Here is a 19,769-nt window from a genome sequence, read left to right as displayed (position 1 = left end):
GACTGTACCGACGGGGGTCCTGTTGAGACGGTCAGAAGGCCTCGGAGGCGTGCGGCACGTAGTGCTCCTCCAAGCGGGTGATCTCCTCGTCCGAGAGGGCCAGGTCGACGGCGGCCACGGCGTCGGTGAGGTGGTGGTCCTTCGTCACGCCGACGATCGGGGCGGTGACGGCGGGCTTGTGCAGCATCCACGCGAGCGCGACCTGGGCGCGCGGGACACCGCGTTCCTGCGCGACCGCGCCCACGGCGTCCACGACCCTGCGGTCGGTGTCCTCGGTCTGCCGGTACAGCTTCTTGCCGAACACGTCGGTCTCGCTGCGGGCCGTGGTCGTGCCCCACTCCCTGGTGAGCCTGCCGCGCGCGAGCGGGCTCCACGGCAGGACGCCGACGCCCTCGTCGAGGCAGTACGGGTGCATCTCCCGCTCCTCCTCGCGCATGATCAGGTTGTACTGGTCCTGCATGGAGACGAACCTGGTCCACCCGTTGAGGTCGGCGACGTGCTGCATCTGGGCGAACTGCCAGGTCCACATCGAGGACGCGCCGAGGTAGCGGACCTTGCCCGCGCGCACGAGGTCGTGCAGCGCCTCCATGGTCTCGGTGATCGGCGTGTTCGGGTCGTAGCGGTGGATCTGGTAGAGGTCGATGTAGTCCGTGCCGAGCCTGCGCAGGCTCGCGTCGACCTGGGTCATGATCGCGCCGCGGGACAGGCCGGACCCGTTGGGGCCGGGACCCATCCGGTTGTAGACCTTGGTGGCGACGACGACGTCCGAGCGGTCGGCCAGCTCGCCGAGCAGCGTGCCGACGATCTCCTCGCTGGAGCCGATCGAGTACGAGTTGGCGGTGTCGAACGTGGTGATGCCCGCTTCGAGCGCCTGCCGGAGGAACGGCCTGGCCTCGTCGATCCCCATCGACCACTCGTGGGTGCCCTTCGCGGGATCGCCGAAGCTCATGCAGCCGAGGACGATCCTGGACACCTCGAGCCCCGTGCCGCCCAAACGCAGGTAGTCCATCCCATGCCTCCCGTTCGTCCGCGCCTCAGCCCAGCGCCGCGCGCACCGCGGGCAGCACCTTCGAGCCGAGCAGCTCGATGCCGCGCATCGCGTCGGCGTGCGGGACGCTACCCAGGCTGATCTGGGCGAGGAACCGCTGGTGCCCGAACAGCTCGTGCTGGTGGAGGATCTTCTCCACGATCTGCTCGGGGCTGCCCACGAACAGCGCGCCCTCCAGGCCGCGGCCCGCCTCGTAGCCCGCGCGGTCGATGCGGAACCGGCCGCGCGACACCGTGTGCAGGTAGGTGCGGTAGTGGTCGAAGAAGGTGTCGGCGGCGGCCTGCGAGGTGTCGCCGACGAACGTGTGCGACGTGATCGCGATCGGCGCCTCGGCGTGGCCTGCCTCGGCGGCGGTGGTCCGGTAGAGCTGGGCCAGCGGGACGAACTGGCGGGGCCTGCCGCCGATGATGGCCAACGCCATGGGCGTGCCGAGGCGACCCGCGCGCACGACGGACTGCACGGTGCCGCCGACGCCGATCCACACCGGCAGCCGGTCCTGCACCGGGCGCGGGTAGACCTCCTGCGCGTGCAGCGGGGGTCGGAAGCGGCCGGACCACGTCACCTCGGCGTTGTCGCGGAGGCGGAGCAGGAGGTCGACCTTCTCCTCGAACAGGGCGTCGTAGTCCTCCAGCCGGTAGCCGAAGAGGGGGAACGACTCGGTGAACGCGCCACGCCCGGCCATCACCTCGGCGCGGCCGCCGCTGACCAGGTCGAGCGCGGTGAAGTCCTCGAACACCGACACCGGGTCGGCCGAACTGAGGACGGTGACGGCGCTGGTCAGGCGGATGTCCTCGGTGCGCGCGGCGATGGCCGACAGCAGCACGGCGGGCGAGTTGGCGGCGAAGTCGGACCGGTGGTGCTCGCCGATGCCGAACACCGACAGCCCGGCCTGGTCCGCCAGCTCGCCGAGCTCGATGACGTCGCGCACCCGCTGCCGGGCGCTGACCACCTGCCCGGTGTGCGGGTCCTCGGTCAGCTCCACGAAGGTGAACACGCCGATCTCCATGACCCGACGATAACGCACAAGCTTGACGCTTCAACCGCGATGTACGCTGGGAAGATGACCGCAGAGACACCCCGTTGGCTCACAGCGAACCAGCAGGCTGCCTGGATCGCCCTCAGCGGTGTGCTCATCAAACTGCCCTACGCGCTCGACGCGGACATGCGCGGCCGGACGGGGTTCAGCCACTTCGAGTACCTGGTGCTGAGCGTGCTCTCCGAGACGTCGGACCGCACGCTGTCGATGAGCGACCTGGCGTCGTTGAGCAACGCGTCGCTGTCGCGGATGTCGCACGTGGTGACCCGGCTGGAGAAGAAGGGCTGGGTCAGCCGCTGCCCCAGCGCGGAGAACGGGCGCGTCACCAGGGCGCGGCTGACCGACGCCGGGTTCGAGGTGCTGGTCGACGCGGCGCCGGGGTACGTGAAGACGGTGCAGGAACTGGTGTTCGACGCGTTGACCCCCGAGCAGCAGGAGCAGCTGTCGGTCATCTCGACGTCGATCCTGGCCAAGCTCGACCCCGGCGGCGAGTGGCCGCCCGCCGCCGCGCGCCCGCGCCCCGTGGAGTGACCGTCCGAAGTGGACGCTACTTCGTCGCTCCCACCGCCCGGATCCCGTACCAGGCCGGGATGAGCGCGAGCACGGACGCCGCGCCGAACACCAGCCACGACGTCGGGCCGAGCTGGACCCACAGCGCGACGCCCACGACCGGGCCCAGCGCGGAGCCGACGCCGAACATGGCGTGCGCGGACCCGAGGTAACGCCCCCGCAGGTGCTCCGGCCCGGCCTTCGCCGGGTAGGCGAACATCGTGGGGCCCTCGATGATCTCGGCCAGCGACCACAGCAGCGTGCCGATCACGAACACCGCCAGCCCGCCGGGCAGCGCGTAGAGCGCGAGGCCGCCGCCGAGCAGGGTGAAGCCGATCGCCAGCACGATCCGCATCGGCCAGTGCTGCACGACCTTCGTCATCAGCAGCTCGAAGCAGATCACCACGGCCCCGTTGACCGCGACCACGACGCCGTACCAGAACACGTCCAGCCCGGCGTCGCGCATGGCCAGCGGCAACGTGCTGAGGTACTGCACGTACACGGCGGCGTTGATGAGCATCGCGATGAGGTACGCCACGAACCGGCGGTCGGCCAGCACGGCGAGGTAGCCGGTCGACGTGCCGGGCTCGACCTTCGCGGGCGCGGACACCCCGCGCGGCAGCGCGAACAGCGCGATGGCCGCGTACCCGAGCGAGGCCAGCGCCTCGCCCCAGAACAGCAGGTCGTACGACACGGTGAGCAGCAGCGCGCCGACGACCGGCGCGGCGGTGGTGCCGACGTTGAGCGCCAGCCGGTACATGGCGAACACCATGACCTGCCGGTGCTCCGGGGTCAGCTCCGCCAGCAGCACGGCCGAGGCGGGCCGGTAGAGCTGGCTGATCACGCCCACGGCCGCGACCGCGAGCAGCAGCGCCCAGTAGACGTGCACGTACAGCACGCCGAGCAGCAGCACCGACGTGCCCGCCATGCCGAACACGATGGTCAGCCGCGGCCCGATGCGGTCGGTGAACGTGCCGCCGAGCAGCACGCCCAGCACCGACCCCGCGCCGTACGCGCCGAGCGCGAAACCGCCCTGCACGTCGCTGAACTCGCGGGAGGTCATGTACAGCACCAGGAACACCTGCATGAAGGCGCCCAGCTTGTTCACCAGCACGCCGAACAGCAGGGCCTTCACCGCGAACGGCGACTCGCGGATCGTGACCCAGATGCCCGTGTCGGAGCGGGGGGCCTCCGTGGTCACCGGGACGTCACCACGAGCGCGGCCTGCGCCCCGTCGAGGGCGGCCCGGCACTCGTCCGCGGTCGGCGCCACGGCCGTGGCGAAGGCGACGCGACCGGAATTGATCCCCTTCGGAGGAGGAGACACAATCGTTCCCGGAGCCACGAGCGTTACAGCCGAATCAATTTGGGACGGTAGTGCCAAATTGTCGAATTCGACGGACTCGATCACCGTCTCGTCGTTCTCGACGTAGAAGAAGCGGACGGCGGCGACCAGTTCCCGATCAACGGCGATCTCCTGTTCGAGATCGCACGAAACAGCGGCGGCGATCAATCCCGGATCGATACCCGAGGACCGCATCCCAAGATATGGAATGAGGTCCCCGCCGAGCCTCCCGTTGACCTCGATGACCTTCAACCCGTTCGGCGTAACCTTGAACTCCGCGTGCGTCCAGCCGTCGGTGAAACCGAGGGCCGAATGGGTGTCCTGCAACACTCGGAGGACTTCGGGATCACGAAGCAGAGGGTCGTGGTGGGTCACCACGTGGCCCACCTCCTCGAAGTACGGGGCGTAGGCCAGCTCCTTGCGGGCGACGAACAGGCCCTGGACCACGCCGCCGCGGACCACCGAGTCGATGCTGATCTCCGGCGCGTCCAGGTACTCCTCGACCAGCACGGACTCGTCGTAGCTCGGCGCGTGCGGCACGGTCGCCTCGGCGGAGAACGTGAAGTGCGAGGCCAGCTCCTCGGGGGTGCGCACGAGGATCACGCCGTAGCTGGCGGCGGCCGCACGGGGTTTCACGACGACCGGGTAGCCGATCTCGGCAGCGGCCGCCAGAGCCTTGTCCACCGTCCCCACCAGCGCGAACCTCGGCTGCGGCACGTTCGCGGCGGCCAGCGCCGACCGGGTCGCGTGCTTGTCGCGGCAGCGCCACACGGCGTCGGGATCGGTCGTCGGCAGCCCCAACGCGCGCGCCACGATCGCCGCCTGGTGGATGCGGGCCTCGTCCCAGCTCAGCACGCCCGCGACCGGCGTCGACGCCGCCACGGCGCGGGCCGCCTCCAGCAGCACGTCGGCGTCGGTGTTCGGCACGACGGTCGCCGCTTCGACGTACGCGTTCTCCCAGGTCGGCTCCACCGTGTTCAAGAGGTGGATGCGATAGCGCGTGGTCATCGACTCGAACAGGTACTCGCGGAACCGGCGAGGACCGGTCGAGATCACGAGCAGCAGGGGTCGGGTCATGTGTTGTCTCCGAATCGTCAACGCGCTACGCCACTCGGCCCACAGGAACATCCCATACCGGGGTGCGCATTACCTGATAGCACCTATCTATCACGTGAATCGACCCATGGGCCTCACCCTTATGGACCAGTGAACTGCGTCACAGCGAAAAATCTTCCGCGTACCAGGGATGTTAACGTAGGGTCTGCCACGGGATAATTCGTGATCTACCGCGAATTAACCTGGAGTACACCGGGGCCCATCCCGAACAGAATTCCACCCCACTCCGGTCGCCACTAGGGCGGTCGGAGTTTTCGAGCTGCCCGAATCAGAACGTCAACTGGGGGGTACAGCCATTATTCTGACCGGTAGTGAGATCGAGAGAGAATGGGCGAACGGTCGCATCACGATCGAACCGTTCGTCCCCGAGCAGGTGAACCCCAACAGCTACAACTTCCGGCTGGGCCGGACCCTGCGCACCTACCGCAACTCGCCGCTGGACCCTCGCCACCCCAACGAGTTCGACGAGATCGAGATCCCGGACGAGGGCTACGTGCTCGAACCGGGGCGGCTCTACCTCGCGCACACCGTCGAGGTCCTGGGCAGCGACCACTACGCGCCGACCTTCGCGGCCCGGTCCTCCGTGGCGCGGCTCGGGATGTTCATCAACCTCTCCGCGAGCCTCGGCGACATCGGCTACAAGGGCCAGTGGACGTTGCAGCTCTACACGTTGAACCGGGTGAGGGTGTACCCCGGCATCAACGTCGGCCAGATGATGTGGTGGCGTCCGCAGGGGGAAGTCGTGCTGTACGAGGGCAAGTACCAGGGCGCGACCGGGCCGCGGTCCAGCGACATCCACATCGACTTCGACAAGCAGATCGCCCGGCAGCGGTTCCCCGGCCTCGGCGCCAGCGGCGACCGGGCCGAGGTGGGCCCGAAGTTCGCCGCGCTCGCCACGAGCAGCCGCGACTTCCGCGTGCCCGACGCGTTCTGCGTGCCCGCCGGTGAGTTCACCGACGCCCGGACCGCCGAGCAGACCGCGGCACTGGAGGACGCCTTCGCCGACCTGCGCGCCACGGTCGGCGCGTTCTACACGGAGTCCGTCGCGCGCATCCAGTCGATCGGGGCCGAGATCCGCTTCCCCGAGGACGCGCACGCGCTGCTCCGCCTGCGGCTCAAGGAGGTGTTCGGCGACATCGCCGACCGGCGGTTCGCCGTGCGCTCCTCCGGGTTGGAGGAGGACACCGAGGGCAGCAGCCTCGCGGGCGTGCACCACAGCGTGCTCAACGCCCGCGGCTTCGACGAGGTCGTCGGCGCGATCGAGCAGTGCTGGGCCTCCTACTACGAGGCTCCCGCCGTCGCGGCACGGGTCCGCGCGGGCAGCCACGACGCGTCGCCGCGGCTCGCGGTGATCGTGCAGGCGATGATCGAGCCGACGCTAGCGGGGGTGGCGTTCACCGGGCTGGACGCGGACTTCCCCGACCGCGTCGTCGTCGAGCACGTCGAGGGTCTGGCCGACCAGCTGGTCGCCGGCGTTGCCGTGCCGACCAGGACGGACTCGGATCACCTCGCCACCGCGCCGAACCCCGTGCTGGAGGAGGTCGTCGCGCTCGCGAACGCGTTGCGCGAGAAGCGCGGCCACCACGTGGACGTCGAGTGGGCGGCCGACGAGCGGGGCGTGCACCTGATCCAGGTGCGGCCGCTCACCGCCACGATCGACCGGCCGCGCAGCAGCGCCGAGCCGGTGGCGCAGGCCGTCCGGATGTACTTCGAGGACGTGCCGCAGTCGTTCCACCTCGGTGACGTGGCGGCCGTCTACGGCGGGTACGTCGCCAAGCGCGGGCCCGCCTACCGGATGGCCGCCGCCAACGGCGCGACCACCGGATCGGGCTGGGTCCTCCAGTTCAACGGCCTCGGCCTGCACGACGAGACCACGGCCGCCGCGCTGCGGGCGGTGCTGGCGACGGGCGCGGCGAAGGAGTGCGTGCTCGACCTCGGCGACCACCTGCGGCAGATCGTGCTGCCCAAGGACGAGGTCCTCCCCCGGCTCGCCGAGCTGGCGGGCGCGCGGCCGGAGGGCACCGAGCTGCGGTCCGCCGTCGTGCGGGACTTCATCCGCGGCGAGCTGGGCATGATCTCCCGGCTCGCGGGCGACGGGCTCGTCGTCGAGTACACGCCCGAGGGCCTGATGGCGCTCAACCGCGGCACCGCGGGCGGCGAGACGATCGTGCTGAACGACCTGGAGCGGCCGTTCGACGCTCCCGGCAACGTGACCGCCGCACCCGAGGGCGCCGCGCTGCTGCCGCACCTCGCGGGGCTCGGCAGGCTGACCGCCGCGATGCACGCCAAGCACGGCGCCGTGACGCTGGAGTGGGTGTTCGAGCAGGGCGAGCCGTACTTCGTCGACTACTCCGTGCTGGGCGCGGACGAGGTCACCGTGTCGTCCGCGGGCGTGGTGCAGATGTCGCCGGGCACGGCGCACGGCACGCTGCTGCGGTTGGAGGAGGACGAGCTGCTGGCCAGGCTGTCCATCGGGCCCGCCGTCAGCATCAACAAGTCCACCGACGTGGCCGAGTACGACGGGCTCGCGCGGATCCTGGACAAGGTCAGCTCGATGCAGGAGCGGCCGATCGTCCACGCCAGCAGGCCGTACGCCGTGCTGTCCGTCCTCATCGGACACGTCGCGGGCTTCGTGTTCGACCAGGGCTCGACCCTGGGCCACCTGGCCATCCTGCTGCGCGAGGCGGGGGTTCCCGCCGTGGCCGCGGCCGGGTTCACCGGCGACGGCGAGGTCGTCATCAGCGACGGCACGGTCATCCTGACGAGTCACCGGGGAGAAGGATCTTGAGCACCGACAGCGCATGGCTCGTGCTGGGTGGGCTGCACCACCTCAACGGGTCGACCGCGCCCGCCCCGAGCGACCCCCTGGTCCTGGTGCCGCTCACCGCGCCCGTGCACCAGCACTTCCCGTCCAACACCGTCGTGCTGACGTGGGCCGACCTCGGCGAGGTCGAGCTGCACGCCCGCACGTCCGGGTCGGCGGAGGGCGGGCACGGCAAGGCGGACGCCGCCGACCTGTTCCCGCACATGCTGCCGGGCGAGGTCCTCACCGACCTGGTGAGCGGACTGTCCTCGGAGGACGGACGACCGCGACCGCTGGTGCCGCTGTGGTACCTGGCCGTCCGCGACGGCGAGCTGCACGTGCACGCGCAGACCCGGTTCCGCGCCGAGGACGCGTGCTTCATCCGGGTCACGCCGGAGCCGATCGCCGTCACGGACGTCGAGGACCTGGAGTGGCTGCCGGAGGCGGTCGCCCGGCACGCCGAGCAGTTCCTGTTCCTCAACAACCACCAGCGCTACTACCGCAAGTGCTTCCCCGGCAAGGAACTCGAGTACAAGTACACGCTCGCGCCGCCGGTGGACGTGTGGACGCTGACGGTGCGGATGTACCAGCGGCTCGTCGAGGGCGGCCTGCCCGGCTACCTGATGGAGTACCGCGACGAGTTCCAGGCGTGGGACTACGCGAACCACCTCTACCAGGTGACCGCGCCCGAGGAGGACCGCGGCTACGTGTCGTTCATCCCCACCACGGACGGCAAGAACCTGGTCAAGCGCAAGTGGTACAAGAAGGACACGTTCAACCGGCGGGAGAGCCACACCTACGGCGTCGTGCCGGAGCACGGGTTCGACGAGTACATCCGGTCCGAGCTGGGCGTGTCCGCGACGAAGCTGCCGCCGTTCCGCCGGATCCGCTACGACGTGAACTTCGAGTCGGCGCGGACCGGGCACGTGTACGGGATCTTCTTCGACCACGTCAGCCTGGTCGACGCGCCCGAGGTCGTGCTGAACCAGTGCGAGCTGGAGTACCTGCGCAGCCGCACGGCGGTCGAGCCCAGCGAGCAGGACGTGCTGGACGAGATCGGCGAGATCGCGACCTGGCTGGAGGCGTTCCTGCGGGAGCACGGCCTGACCGACGAGCGCGGCTACTACTCGAAGCTGACGTTCCTGCTCGACTCGGTCGCCGCCCGCCCGGAGCTGGCCGTGGAGGTGTCCTGATGGGCGCCGGTCCCCGCCGATGACGGTCTACTGGTTCGTCTGGGACGCGGCCGCCGCGTGGGTCGTGGACGAGCTGGACGCGGAGGGGTCGCTCCCCCACGTCCGCGCGCTGCGGTCCGCGGGCGTCCGCGCCGCCGGACGGCCTCCGTCGCCGAACTGCCAGACGCCGCCGTCGTTGGCGACGCTGTTCACCGGCACGTCGTCGCAGGAGCACGGCGTGACCGGGTTCTCCGTGCCGACCGGGCTCACCGAGCACCGGTCGGGGTTCGACCCGACCTACCCCGCGCGGCCGCCGGTCTGGCGGTCGCCGGGGGTGCGCGGCGCGTTCGTGCACGCCCCGTGGGTGTTCGACGCGGACGGCGGGCTCGGCCCGGACGTCGAGGTGGCGATCGAGGCCTACAGCGGCAGGCTGGCCAGGCACGACCGGCTCTCGGTGGCACCGGGGCAGGTCGTGGACTGGCCGGTCGCCGACCTGCCGGTCCGGGTCGAGGCGACCGCGGACGGCGTGGTGCTGCGCGCGGGCGGAACAGCCCACGCGCTGGGGCACGACTGGACGCCGGTGCGGCTCACGCCGTCGCAGGGGTTCTGGGTGCGCCGGGTCGGCGAGGACGCGCTGGTCCGCACGGGCACGTGGACGGTCCGCACGGGCGGCACGAACGCCGCGCTGGCCGAGCGGCTCGCGAACGCCCCGGTGTTCGCGGGCGAGAGCGTCGGCTCGCTGTACCGCGCGGGCCTGTTCGGGCCCCGCCTCGCCGAAGGCGGCGACGGCACGGCGGAACAGGAGTTCCTGACGTCCGTGGACCGCGTGGTCGAGTCGTTCACCGCGGCGGCCGAACTGGTCGTCGAGGGCCACGACGCCGACCTGGTCGTGGTGTACCTGCCGTGGACCGACGACGTCGGCCACGAGGTGCTCGGCTGGTGCGACCGGCACGCGGCCACGTACCGGCCGGACATCGCCGACCGGGTGCGGGACCTGCTGCGGCACTGCTACCGGGCCGCGGACGCCGTGCTGGGCACGGCGCTGCGGCGCGCGGGCGAGCACGACACCGTGCTGCTCAGCGCCGACCACGGCATGGTCGGCAGCACCGACCTCCTGCACGTCAACGAGGTGCTGGTCGCCGCGGGGCTCGCCGAGGCGGACCCGGCGCGCTCGCGGGTCGTGTACCACCCGGCCAACAACGGGTCGCTGCGCGTCAACCGCGCGGTGGTCCCGACCGAGCTGGTCGACGCCACCATGCGGCGGGCGATGGCCGTGCTGCTCGACCTCGGGCCGTCGGTGGTGACCGGGTTCCTCGACGAGCGGGCCCGGCCGATCACCGAGCCCGCCGAGATCGTCTACCTCGTTCTCCACGACGACTACCAGCCCTCCGCCGTCCTCGACGGCGGCCCGGCGCTGCGCCCCATGGTCAAGACCGGGTCGCACGTGGTCAACACCGGCAGCGACCGGCTGCTCGCGACGGTCGCCGCCGCGGGCCCCGGCATCCCCGCCGGTGTGGACCTCGGCACCGTCGACAACACCCTGGCCGCTCGGATCGCCCGGCACCAGCTGGGCCTGGGCGACCGGCCGACCGACTTCCCCTTCAGGAGCAAGACCTTGAGCGACACCCTGGAAAGCCTGCTGACCGTCCCGCCCTCCGAGTTGGTCGCGACCCGGCACCGGTCCGTGACGACCTTCCTCGCCGAGCGCGACCTGGAACCCCGGTGGCTCAACGCCTTCATGCTGCAACGGGTCGGCGACGGCGAGCTGCTGCTCACCAGCTCCCCCGTGCACGGCCTGGCGAACGAGACCAGCGACCTGGACTTCATCCGGATCCAGGAGGGCGCGATCGACGGCCCCCGGATCTCGACCAAGATCTTCGAGCGCGGCCACCACCTGGAGGTCGTGTCGTTCGCGCGCGGCGAGCTGAAGCGCAACCTCGACGAGCTGGCCGCGCTCGCGGCCCAGTCGCCCGGCGAGCTGGTGGCCGGGTTCCGCACGTGGGACAAGAGGTTCGAGCCGCGGCGCAAGCAGACCGAGCGCATCGTCAACGGCATCACCCTCGACGGCCACGCGCCGTACCTCCAGAGCCTGCCCGCGCTGGGCAAGGTCTGGTCGCGGGCCGCGCTGCACACCGCCGTGGAGCAGGTCGCGCACCTCTGCTTGGCCGAGGCAGCGGGCGAGCTGCGCGGCCGGGTCGGCTACGCCTACAACGTGCTGCTGCACCTGATGGACTCGGTGCTCTCGCTGCACGGCGACGTCTACACGACCCGCAAGTGGTACCTGTTGCGCTGGGCCAGGTTCGTCCGCACCGGCAGGTGGCACGACGACGCGTACCGCGCGGCGGGCGAGGCGATCGAACGCGCCCGCAAGTCCCTCTCGGCGGCGTTGACCGCGGGGACGTCGGTCCGACTGGCCGAGGACTACGTGGCGCTGGTGTCGGCGGTCGCGAGGGCGGCCGGTGTCACCGAGGACGTCACCGTGCGGACGGCGCTCGCCGAAGGCGCCGCGTACCACCACTTCCTGCCCGGCTCGGAGCTGCTGTCCGCCGACGGGAGCAGCGTGCTGGTGACCGGGCGGGTCGACGAGACCCCGGTCGCGCTCGCCGCGCTGCCCGGTGTCGCGGCCTCGGACGCCACCACAGCCCTGCGCGCGGTGCGCGCGGGCGTCGCCAGGACCACCGTCGAGTACCAGGACCGGAGCGGGGCATGACCGAGACGACGATCGCGAGCCGGGTGCCGGTGTACCCCGGTCTCCGCGCGGGCCACGGCACCGCGACCCCCCAGGCCGTGACGACCTGGTTGCAGGTCGCGTGGCTGATGCTGGCCGAGGGCCGCGCCTACGTGGAGGACCTCGAAGGAGGGACCTCGCAGCCGCAGATGCAGCAGGCCGCGAAGCTGCGGATGCTGGAGCAGCTCGTGGACATCGACAACCGGCTCGCGGGCCGGGTCGCCGCCGCCGACGGGCACTGCCTGGCGCTGGGCCTGGAACACGGCCTGAGCGAGCTGGCGAGCACCACCGGCGAGGAGCTGGGCGACATCTTCGGCGTCGACGAGGAGTTCGGCGGCGACAGCTGCCGGGTCGACGACATCTTCGTGCTGTGGCAGCGGTTGCTCGACGGCTTCCCCGGCGAGCTGCCGGACCGGCTCGTCGCGCAGGGGCAGCGGGACATGCTGCTCACGCTCCAGAAGTGGGCCGAGCTGGCCCGGTCCGCCGGGTTGGACGTCGGCCTGCTGACGTCGTTCATGAAGGATGCCTGAGGGGATGGCGATGAACACGGTCGTGGCGGAAACGCCGATCAGCGGGGTGCCCGAGGACCGCGTGTGGGCGGCGGTGCGGAACGTGCCCGCGCTCGCCGACCACGTCCTCGAGGTGACGACGACACCCGAGGGCGACGAGCGGTGGAGCGCCCTGCTCAACGGCAGCCAGGTCGACTGGGTGCAGCGCTGGAGCCCGGTCGCCGACGGGCGGCAGGACTTCGAGCAGGTCACCGGCGACCTCGCCGAGCTGCGCGGCACGTGGACCGTCGCGGACACGCTGAGCCTGCGCATCGAGTTCCACCTGGGCATCGACGGGCTGGCCCCGCTGCTCGACCCGATCTGGACGCAGTCGTTCCAGGCGCACGCCGACGCGCTGGTGCGCGCCGTCGCCGCCACCAGCCGAGAGGGCGCCACGCCGTGACCGAGTACCTCAACTTCCTCGGCACCACCGTGCGGTTCGACGTCGAACCCGACGCCGAGCCCGCGTTCGCGCCGGTGCGGAAGTTCTTCCGCCACCTGGTGTCCGCCGACGCGGCGGGCGTGCCCACGTTCCGGATCGCCGTGCGGGCCTACGACCCGGACCACGACGTCGCGCCCGAGGTGTGGGAGACCGAGCAGTCGGTGATCCGGCGCAGCAACGCGGCCGAGTTCAACTTCGACGCGCACGTCGTGGACGTGGGCGAGCGCAGGCGGTACGTCAACCGCACCACGCTGCTCGACGCGCCCCGCGACGCGATCAAGGACAACGGGTTCGAGCTGGCGATCACCGCCGGGTCGACCGTGCAGGTGCTGGACTTCGTGCGGGACCTGGTGATCCGCCACGAGGAGTCGCGCGGCACCGTCGTGCTGCACGCCTCCGGCCTGCGCGACGACGAGAAGGCCGTGGTCATCGCGGGCCCGAAGGGCGCGGGCAAGACCACGACGCTGCTGTCGGCGCTGCGCAGTCCGAAGTGGACGTACTTCACCGGCGACAAGCTGTTCGTCGAGGTCGTCGACGGCGTGGTGATGGCGCACCCGTGGCGCGACTACCCGTACGTCGGCGTCGGCACGATCCTGGCCGACCCCCGGCTGACGGAACTGGTCCGCGAGTCGGTCGACGCCGGGGTGGAGGAGCGTGCTCCCGGCGAGAAGCTGCTGATGGACCCGGACGTGTTCGAGGCGTGGCTGGGCGTCGAGTTCTCCGCCGCCCCCAAGCGGCTGGCGGCGCTGTTCCTGCCCGAGGTGCGGCCGAGCGAGCCGCTGCGGACGTGGCGGGTCACCGACGACAACGAGCGCTGGGCGCAGCTCAACAAGATCGTGGACCGGCAGGTGGACACCACGTTCTTCACCTGGCAGTCGCACCTCGTGCCGGACTACACGGCGTTCTACGCCTCGCTCGCGAAGCTCCGAGGGCACCTGGACGACGTGCCCATGATCCGCTTGCGCGGCACCCTCGACATCGACCCCGACGCCGTCCTCGGAGACGCCGAAACCCGTTAGGAGACAGGACATGCGCTTAGCCATCATCGGACTGGCGGGCTGCGGCAAGTCCACCACCGCCGGGCTGGTCGCGGAGTTCGCGGCCGAGCGGGGCCTGACCTGCTCCACGGTCAAGCTCGCCAAACCCCTCTACGACCTCCAGGCGCAGGTGTACCGCAGGTCCGGCGTCGAGCTGGCCGACGGCGTGCAGGACCAGGTGCTGATGGAGGCGCTGGCCGACGCCATGCGCCGGATCAACCCCCGGTCGCTGGCCGACGACTTCCTCGCCAGGCTCGGCGCGACGGACGCGGACGTCGTCCTCAACGACGACCTGCGCGACCCGCACGTGGACGCGAAGGCGTTGCGCGAGGGCGGTTTCCGGGTGCTGCGGGTCACCGCGTCGCCGGACGTCCGGGAGAAGCGGCTAGCCGGTCGGGGCGACACGTCCCGTGCTGACAAGTCGACCAGCCAGCTGGACCTGATCGAGCCGGACGCCGTGCTGGACAACAGCGGGTCGCTCGACGAGCACCGCGCCGCCGTCCGCGACCTGGTCGGGAGCTGGCTGTGATCCTCACCGGCAAGGACATCCACCGCGAGGTGCTCGCGGGCCGCATCCACATCGACGACTACGACCCGGAACGCCTGGAGCCCAACAGCTACGGCTTCCGGCTGGCCCGCGAGATCATCTCCTACGACGACGAGGTCATCGACTCGCGCACGCCGATGCGGTCGACCACGCTCGTCATGGACGACGAGGGCACGACCCTGTTCCCCGGCCGCTTCTACCTCGGCGGCACGATGGAGACCATGGGCAGCCCGCACTACGCGGCCACGCTGTACGCGTGCCGCTCGGTGTCGACGCTCGGGATGTGGATCCAGTTCTCCGCGCCGCTCGGCCACAGCGGGGCGCTCTTCCCGTGGACGCTGGAGATCGCGGTCGCGGAACCGGTGCGGGTCTACCCCGGCATGATCATCGGTAAGCTGGCGTTCTGGGCCATGCAGGGCGACGCGATCGGCTACGACGGCAAGTACACCGGGTCGCGGTCGGCGGTGCCGTCGAGGCTCAGCCTGGACGTCACGCCGCTGCCGCAACTGGTGGCGGGCGCCTGATGTCCAACACCGAGCTGTTCCGGCTGCTGTCCGCGCTCGTGCTGCTGCTCGTCGCGGCCCACCTGCTCGGCAGGCTGTTCGGCAGGTTCCGCCAGCCCGCCGTGATCGGCGAGATCCTCGGCGGGCTGCTGCTCGGTCCCACCCTGCTCGGCCAGGTCGCCCCGGCGGCGAGCGAGTGGCTGTTCCCGAAGACCGGGCCGGTGGCCTCGGGGCTCGCGCTGGTCTACCAGCTCGGCCTGCTGCTGCTGATGTTCCTCACCGGCACGCAGATGCGGTCGGTGGTGGGCCGGGACAACGTCCGCGCCGTCACGGTGATCTCAGTGGTGGGCATGGTGATCCCGTTCGTGCTCGGCCTCGGGTTCGCCGCCGTCACCAACCCGGCGCTGATCATCGGCCCGGCCGACGGGCGGACGTCGCTCACCCTGGTGATCGCGGTCGCCATCGCCATCACCAGCATCCCGGTGATCTCGCGGATCATGCTGGACCTCGGCATCCTGCGGACCCCGTTCGCCCGGATCGTGCTGTCCATCGCGGTGCTGGAGGACATCGTCCTCAACGTGGTCATCGCGATGTCGCTCGGCCTGGTGAACAAGGGCAAGACCGGCGAGTTCGGCCTGGTCTCGCTGCTGGGCATCACCTCGCAGACGGCGACGATCGTCTACCACGCCGTGGTGCCGGTGCTGTTCCTCGCGGTGGCCGGGTTCGTCGGCACGCGGCTGCGGGCGCGGTTCACCGGCACGGGCGAGCCCGCCTCCGTGCTGGCCCGCAGCGTCGTGCTGGTGCTCGCGGTGTCGGCGCTGTGCGTGTTCCTCGGCATCGTGCCGCTGTTCGGCGCGTTCGTGGTCGGACTGGTGTCCCGGCGCGGCGAGGGCGGCGGCGAGGCCCGGCACGTCGAGGTCGTCCGCGGCTTCTCCACGGCGTTCTTCATGCCCGTCTACTTCGCGGTCATCGGCCTCAAGCTCGACCTCGTGCACGACCTGGACCCGTTGTTCACGGCCTACTTCATCGCGTTCGCCTGCCTGGTCAAGGCCAGCAGCGTGTACCTGGGCGGCAGGCTGTCCGGCACTCCCCCGATACCCTCGCTGAACCTGGCGATCGCGTTGAACGCCCGAGGCGGGCCGGGCATCGTGCTCGCCGGGGTCGCGTACGACGCGGGCATCGTGAACGGCCGGTTCTTCACCACGCTGGTGCTGACCGCGGTGATCACCTCGCTGATCGCGGGGTCGTGGCTGGAGCAGGCCGTCGCCCGCGGGCTGGCACCGTTCGACGACACCGGCGTCCCCGTCGAGAAGCCACTGCACACCGGAAGAGGACCAACGCCATGAGCACCGACCGCGTCGTCGCGATCGTCGACGCCTACTCCACGGCGCGCTACTTCGCGCCCCTGTTCCACGCCAAGGGTTTCCGGTGCGTGCACGTGCGCACCGCGCCCAGCATCCCCGCCGTCTACGCGCCCACGTTCGTCGCGGCCGACTTCCGCGACGAGGTCGTGCACACCGGCGACCTGGCCGTCACGGTCGCCGCGCTCAAGGCGTTCGACCCGATCGCGGTCATCGCGGGCATCGAGAGCGGCGTCGAGCTGGCCGACCAGCTCAGCGAGGCGCTCGACCTGCGCACCAACGGGACGGCGCTGAGCCCGGCCCGGCGGGACAAGTTCCTGATGGCCGAGACGATCAAGGCCGCCGGGGTGCCGGTGGCGGCGCAGATCCTCGCCCACGACCGGGACGTGCTGCTCTCCTGGTACCGCGAGTCCGGCGCGGGCCGGGTCGTGATCAAGCCGGTCAAGAGCGCGGGCAACGACGGCATCTACTTCTGCGACGACGAGGCGGACGTGCTGGCGGCGTTCGACGCGCTGGTCGACACCGACAGCGTCCTCGACCTGCGCAACGACGCGGTGCTGGCCCAGGAGTACCTGGAGGGCATCGAGTACTACGTGAACACCGTCAGCCTCGACGGCGTCCACTACGTGACCGACATCCACTCCACCCGGCACCTCAACGTGAACGGCGTGCGGGACCTGCTGGGCGGCTCGCACCTGCTGACCCGCCGAGGACCCGAGCAGGACCAGCTCGCCGACTACGTGTTCACCGTGCTGGACGCGCTGGGCGTGCGCAACGGTCCCGCGCACACCGAGCTGAAGCTCACCGACGCGGGCCCGCGGCTGGTCGAGACGGCGTCGCGGATCTGCGGCGCGGACCTGCCGGTGCTGGTCACCGAGGCCATCGGCGAGAGCCAGCTGGAGTGGACCGTCGACGCCTACACCGACCCGGCGCGGTTCACCGAGCGCGCGAAGGACGACTACGTCATCCAGCGGCACGCCATCTGCGCGAACATGGTGTCGCCGAAGGCGGGCACGCTGGTGTCGTACCCGAAGCTGGACCAGGTGAAGGCCCTGGAGAGCTTCCACGGCGCGGTGGTCAAGGTGAAGCCCGGCGACCGGATCTCGGTCACCAAGGGCGACTTCACCTACCCGATGCTCGTCCACCTGATGAACACGTCGTCCGCTCTGCTCTGGCGCGACTACGCGACAACGCGTTATCTGGACGGCGACAGCTTCTACGAGATCGTCTGAGCAGGAGGACCCCGTGATCACGCTCGCGCACCTCAGCGACGTGCACATCGACGGCAGCGCCCGCAACGAGGGGCGCGCGGCGCGCGTGGTCGACTACCTGGCCGCCCTGCCCGGTCGGGTCGACGCGGTGCTCGTCACCGGCGACCTGACCGAGCAGGGCAGGCCGGAGGACTACGAGACGGTGCTGCGGCTCGTGGCGCCGCTCGCCGTGCCGGTGCTGTTCTGCCCCGGCAACCACGACGAGCGGACGGCGTTCCGCGGCACGCTGCTCGGCCTGTCCGGGTCCGGGCCGGTGAACCAGGCGCACGAGGTGGCGGGGGCGTCGTTCCTGCTGTGCGACTCGGTCATCCCCGGCAAACCGGACGGCGAACTGGCGCAGGAGACCTTGGCGTGGCTGGACTCCGCGCTGGCCGAGGGCGACGGGCCCGCGTTCATCGCGCTGCACCACCACCCGGTGCCGCTCGGCATCCCGGAGCTGGACGCCATGCGGCTGCTCAACCCGGACGACCTCGCGGCCGTGGTGCGCAAGCACCCGCGGGTCGCCGGGGTGCTGTGCGGCCACGCGCACACGGCCGCGGCGTCGACGTTCGCGGGCGTGCCGGTGCGGGTCGCGCCGGGCGTGAAGTCGACGTCACTGCTGCCGTGGGAGCACGACGGCGACCTGACCCTCTACGACACGCCCGTGGGGCTGGCCTTCCACCTGCTCGACCAGGATGTGCTGACGACGCACTTCCGCGCACTGGCCTGAGGAGGCTCCCGATGCCCGCCGTTCTGCTGGACCTGGAAGGCACGCTGTTCGCCAAGGGCGAGCCGCTGCCCGGCGCCGCCGAGGCGGTGGACGCCCTGCGGGCACGGGGTCTCGGGCTGCGCTTCCTGACCAACATCGACTCCCGGCCGCCGGTGAGGGTGGCCGAGGAGCTGGCGGGCTACGGCCTGGACGTCCCGGTGGCGGAGCTGTTCACGCCGGTGTCGGCGGCCCGCGAGCTGTTCGCGGGTCTGCCGGACGCCTCGGTGTTCACGCTCGTGTCGACCGGGCTGCGCGGCGAGTTCGCCCACCTGGCGACGACGGCGCCGTACACCCACGTGCTGGTGGGCGACTGCCAGGACACGCTGGACTACTCGACGCTGGACGGGGCGTTCCGCGCGCTGCGCGACGGGGCGGACCTCGTGGCTCTGCAACGGGGGCGGTACTTCCGCCGCGACGACGGCGACCACGTCGACACCGGCGCGGTCGTGGCGGGGCTCGAGTACGCGGCGGGGGTGGAGGCGACGGTCCTCGGCAAGCCGTCCACCGACTTCTTCGCGCTGGCGGCCCGGTCGCTCGGCGTCGAGGTGGCGGACTGCGTGGTCGTCGGCGACGACGCCACCACCGACATCGAGGGCGGGCTGGCCGCGGGCGCGGTGACCGTCCAGGTGCGCACCGGCAAGTACGCGGCGCAGCACGCGGAGGGCCTGACCGGGCGGGCGCGGGCGGAGGTCGACTCGATCGCCGACCTGCCCGCCCTGCTCGCGACGCTGGTCCCCTAGGCCGGGAACCGCTTGCGGATGAGGAAGCCGAGCGGCCCGGACAGGAACAGCAGCAGCAACCACGTGTAGGTCAGGCCGGGCACGGTCGAGGCCAGCACGAACGCGAGCACCAGCAGCCCGGTGGGGATCATCGCCAGCAGGACGTTCCGCGCCGTGTAGCCGGTGGCGTCACGACCGACCTCCGGGTTGCCGTGGATCATGACGGTCAGCGCCGAGAGGCAGACGCTGCTGGCGAGGATCGTGCCGATGTAGACGAGCGCGGTGAACTTGTCGTCGCTGTACGCGCCGAGCATCTCCGTCGGGAACGGCAGCACCACGATCGTCAGCAGCCACAGCAGGTTCACCAGCGTCAACGGCCTGTTGTACGCCTTGACGTTCTCGAACACCCGGTGGTGGGTGATCCAGTACTGCGCGATGACCACGAAGCTCAGCAGGAACGTGTAGATCTTCGGCTGGTTCTCCGTGATCACCTGCACCGACGTGTGGTGCTCCGCCACGGACTCGGACACGGCGTCCACGAGCGGCAGGACCAGCAGGGTGATCGCGATGGCGACCACCGCGTCGGTGAACAGGACCAGCCGGTCGGGGTCTCGGGATGTCGTCACGGCGACATCTAACCCGATGCCCTGACCAGCGCGGGGGGGGCGGGGGGGGGGGGCGGGCGGGGCGCCCGGCCCCCCCCCCCCTCGCGTCACCCGGTGCCCAGCTTGGCCAGGTACTCGGCCCGGCTCGCCTCGATGCCCTTGGTCAGCTCCAGCACCTCCGGGCTGCTGCCC

At 71.0% G+C, this 19,769-nt stretch carries 18 protein-coding genes; 13 read left to right on the top strand and 5 right to left on the bottom strand.

The window, feature by feature from the left end:
- Window positions 1-31: 31 nt before the first annotated feature.
- Both ACFWW9_RS14215 and ACFWW9_RS14210 read right to left on the bottom strand, forming a co-directional pair.
- A complete protein-coding gene (locus tag ACFWW9_RS14215) occupies window positions 32-1,009 on the bottom strand; it encodes an aldo/keto reductase (protein WP_390376287.1) in 978 nt (325 codons plus the stop codon).
- Window positions 1,010-1,034: 25 nt separating this feature from the next.
- A complete protein-coding gene (locus ACFWW9_RS14210) occupies window positions 1,035-2,054 on the bottom strand; it encodes an LLM class flavin-dependent oxidoreductase (protein WP_390376284.1) in 1,020 nt (339 codons plus the stop codon).
- Window positions 2,055-2,108: 54 nt separating this feature from the next.
- Here ACFWW9_RS14210 and ACFWW9_RS14205 point away from each other — a divergent pair, with 54 nt between their 5' ends.
- The gene (locus tag ACFWW9_RS14205) at window positions 2,109-2,615 is read left to right on the top strand and encodes a MarR family winged helix-turn-helix transcriptional regulator (protein ID WP_390376281.1); all 507 of its coding nucleotides are present in this window, start codon (window positions 2,109-2,111) and stop codon (window positions 2,613-2,615) included.
- Between the two features lie 16 nt (window positions 2,616-2,631).
- Here ACFWW9_RS14205 and ACFWW9_RS14200 read toward each other — a convergent pair whose 3' ends face one another.
- Complete coding sequence (locus ACFWW9_RS14200) at window positions 2,632-3,834, bottom strand: MFS transporter (RefSeq protein ID WP_390376278.1); 1,203 nt, start codon at window positions 3,832-3,834, stop codon at window positions 2,632-2,634.
- Window positions 3,831-5,054, bottom strand: a complete 1,224-nt coding sequence (locus tag ACFWW9_RS14195) for an acetyl-CoA carboxylase biotin carboxylase subunit family protein (protein WP_390376275.1) — start codon at window positions 5,052-5,054, stop codon at window positions 3,831-3,833. Before ACFWW9_RS14195 ends, ACFWW9_RS14200 begins: the two co-directional genes overlap by 4 nt.
- Before the next feature lie 298 nt (window positions 5,055-5,352).
- On the opposite strand from ACFWW9_RS14195, the gene ACFWW9_RS14190 reads away from it, so the two are divergent.
- The 12 genes from ACFWW9_RS14190 to ACFWW9_RS14135 are packed head-to-tail and all read left to right on the top strand — an operon-like array spanning window position 5,353 to window position 18,993.
- The gene (locus ACFWW9_RS14190; protein ID WP_390376445.1) at window positions 5,353-7,881 is read left to right on the top strand and encodes a PEP/pyruvate-binding domain-containing protein; all 2,529 of its coding nucleotides are present in this window, start codon (window positions 5,353-5,355) and stop codon (window positions 7,879-7,881) included.
- Complete coding sequence (locus ACFWW9_RS14185; protein ID WP_390376272.1) at window positions 7,878-9,089, top strand: hypothetical protein; 1,212 nt, start codon at window positions 7,878-7,880, stop codon at window positions 9,087-9,089. The genes ACFWW9_RS14190 and ACFWW9_RS14185 overlap by 4 nt, the downstream gene beginning before the upstream one ends.
- Before the next feature lie 19 nt (window positions 9,090-9,108).
- Entirely contained in the window at window positions 9,109-11,778 is a 2,670-nt protein-coding gene (locus ACFWW9_RS14180) for a DUF6001 family protein (protein WP_390376269.1), read from the top strand.
- The gene (locus tag ACFWW9_RS14175) at window positions 11,775-12,326 is read left to right on the top strand and encodes a DUF6031 family protein (RefSeq protein WP_390376265.1); all 552 of its coding nucleotides are present in this window, start codon (window positions 11,775-11,777) and stop codon (window positions 12,324-12,326) included. Before ACFWW9_RS14180 ends, ACFWW9_RS14175 begins: the two co-directional genes overlap by 4 nt.
- Before the next feature lie 10 nt (window positions 12,327-12,336).
- Window positions 12,337-12,747 carry an SRPBCC family protein gene (locus tag ACFWW9_RS14170; protein ID WP_390376262.1) on the top strand — a complete coding sequence of 137 codons (411 nt, stop codon included), beginning with the start codon at window positions 12,337-12,339 and terminating at the stop codon, window positions 12,745-12,747.
- Entirely contained in the window at window positions 12,744-13,805 is a 1,062-nt protein-coding gene (locus ACFWW9_RS14165) for a hypothetical protein (RefSeq protein WP_390376259.1), read from the top strand. The genes ACFWW9_RS14170 and ACFWW9_RS14165 overlap by 4 nt, the downstream gene beginning before the upstream one ends.
- Before the next feature lie 10 nt (window positions 13,806-13,815).
- Complete coding sequence (locus tag ACFWW9_RS14160; protein WP_390376256.1) at window positions 13,816-14,352, top strand: hypothetical protein; 537 nt, start codon at window positions 13,816-13,818, stop codon at window positions 14,350-14,352.
- Window positions 14,349-14,894 carry a deoxycytidine triphosphate deaminase gene (locus ACFWW9_RS14155; RefSeq protein WP_390376253.1) on the top strand — a complete coding sequence of 182 codons (546 nt, stop codon included), beginning with the start codon at window positions 14,349-14,351 and terminating at the stop codon, window positions 14,892-14,894. The genes ACFWW9_RS14160 and ACFWW9_RS14155 overlap by 4 nt, the downstream gene beginning before the upstream one ends.
- Window positions 14,894-16,219 carry a cation:proton antiporter gene (locus tag ACFWW9_RS14150; protein WP_390376250.1) on the top strand — a complete coding sequence of 442 codons (1,326 nt, stop codon included), beginning with the start codon at window positions 14,894-14,896 and terminating at the stop codon, window positions 16,217-16,219. Before ACFWW9_RS14155 ends, ACFWW9_RS14150 begins: the two co-directional genes overlap by 1 nt.
- A complete protein-coding gene (locus ACFWW9_RS14145; protein WP_390376247.1) occupies window positions 16,216-17,466 on the top strand; it encodes an ATP-grasp domain-containing protein in 1,251 nt (416 codons plus the stop codon). The genes ACFWW9_RS14150 and ACFWW9_RS14145 overlap by 4 nt, the downstream gene beginning before the upstream one ends.
- A 13-nt stretch (window positions 17,467-17,479) precedes the next feature.
- Window positions 17,480-18,214 carry a phosphodiesterase gene (locus ACFWW9_RS14140; RefSeq protein ID WP_390376244.1) on the top strand — a complete coding sequence of 245 codons (735 nt, stop codon included), beginning with the start codon at window positions 17,480-17,482 and terminating at the stop codon, window positions 18,212-18,214.
- An 11-nt stretch (window positions 18,215-18,225) separates the two neighbouring features.
- The gene (locus ACFWW9_RS14135) at window positions 18,226-18,993 is read left to right on the top strand and encodes an HAD hydrolase-like protein (RefSeq protein WP_390376241.1); all 768 of its coding nucleotides are present in this window, start codon (window positions 18,226-18,228) and stop codon (window positions 18,991-18,993) included.
- Here the strand turns inward: ACFWW9_RS14135 and ACFWW9_RS14130 are convergent.
- Window positions 18,990-19,598 carry a TMEM175 family protein gene (locus tag ACFWW9_RS14130; protein WP_390376238.1) on the bottom strand — a complete coding sequence of 203 codons (609 nt, stop codon included), beginning with the start codon at window positions 19,596-19,598 and terminating at the stop codon, window positions 18,990-18,992. The genes ACFWW9_RS14135 and ACFWW9_RS14130 overlap by 4 nt on opposite strands.
- Window positions 19,599-19,769 lie beyond the last annotated feature (171 nt).

This window comes from Umezawaea sp. NPDC059074 (genome assembly GCF_042738955.1).
Classification (GTDB): domain Bacteria; phylum Actinomycetota; class Actinomycetes; order Mycobacteriales; family Pseudonocardiaceae; genus Umezawaea.
The sequence above is the reverse complement of the archived record's forward strand: the minus strand, read 5'-3'. Positions and strand labels throughout refer to the sequence as shown.

What these genes read in the sequence shown, in the direction of transcription:
- ACFWW9_RS14215 (WP_390376287.1), bottom strand. Translation starts at nt 1,009, where the DNA reads ATGGACTACCTGCGTTTGGGCGGCACGGGGCTCGAGGTGTCCAGGATC.
- ACFWW9_RS14210 (WP_390376284.1), bottom strand. Translation starts at nt 2,054, where the DNA reads ATGGAGATCGGCGTGTTCACCTTCGTGGAGCTGACCGAGGACCCGCAC.
- ACFWW9_RS14205 (WP_390376281.1), top strand. Translation starts at nt 2,109, where the DNA reads ATGACCGCAGAGACACCCCGTTGGCTCACAGCGAACCAGCAGGCTGCC.
- ACFWW9_RS14195 (WP_390376275.1), bottom strand. Translation starts at nt 5,054, where the DNA reads ATGACCCGACCCCTGCTGCTCGTGATCTCGACCGGTCCTCGCCGGTTC.
- ACFWW9_RS14180 (WP_390376269.1), top strand. Translation starts at nt 9,109, where the DNA reads ATGACGGTCTACTGGTTCGTCTGGGACGCGGCCGCCGCGTGGGTCGTG.
- ACFWW9_RS14175 (WP_390376265.1), top strand. Translation starts at nt 11,775, where the DNA reads ATGACCGAGACGACGATCGCGAGCCGGGTGCCGGTGTACCCCGGTCTC.
- ACFWW9_RS14170 (WP_390376262.1), top strand. Translation starts at nt 12,337, where the DNA reads ATGAACACGGTCGTGGCGGAAACGCCGATCAGCGGGGTGCCCGAGGAC.
- ACFWW9_RS14160 (WP_390376256.1), top strand. Translation starts at nt 13,816, where the DNA reads ATGCGCTTAGCCATCATCGGACTGGCGGGCTGCGGCAAGTCCACCACC.
- ACFWW9_RS14150 (WP_390376250.1), top strand. Translation starts at nt 14,894, where the DNA reads ATGTCCAACACCGAGCTGTTCCGGCTGCTGTCCGCGCTCGTGCTGCTG.
- ACFWW9_RS14145 (WP_390376247.1), top strand. Translation starts at nt 16,216, where the DNA reads ATGAGCACCGACCGCGTCGTCGCGATCGTCGACGCCTACTCCACGGCG.
- ACFWW9_RS14135 (WP_390376241.1), top strand. Translation starts at nt 18,226, where the DNA reads ATGCCCGCCGTTCTGCTGGACCTGGAAGGCACGCTGTTCGCCAAGGGC.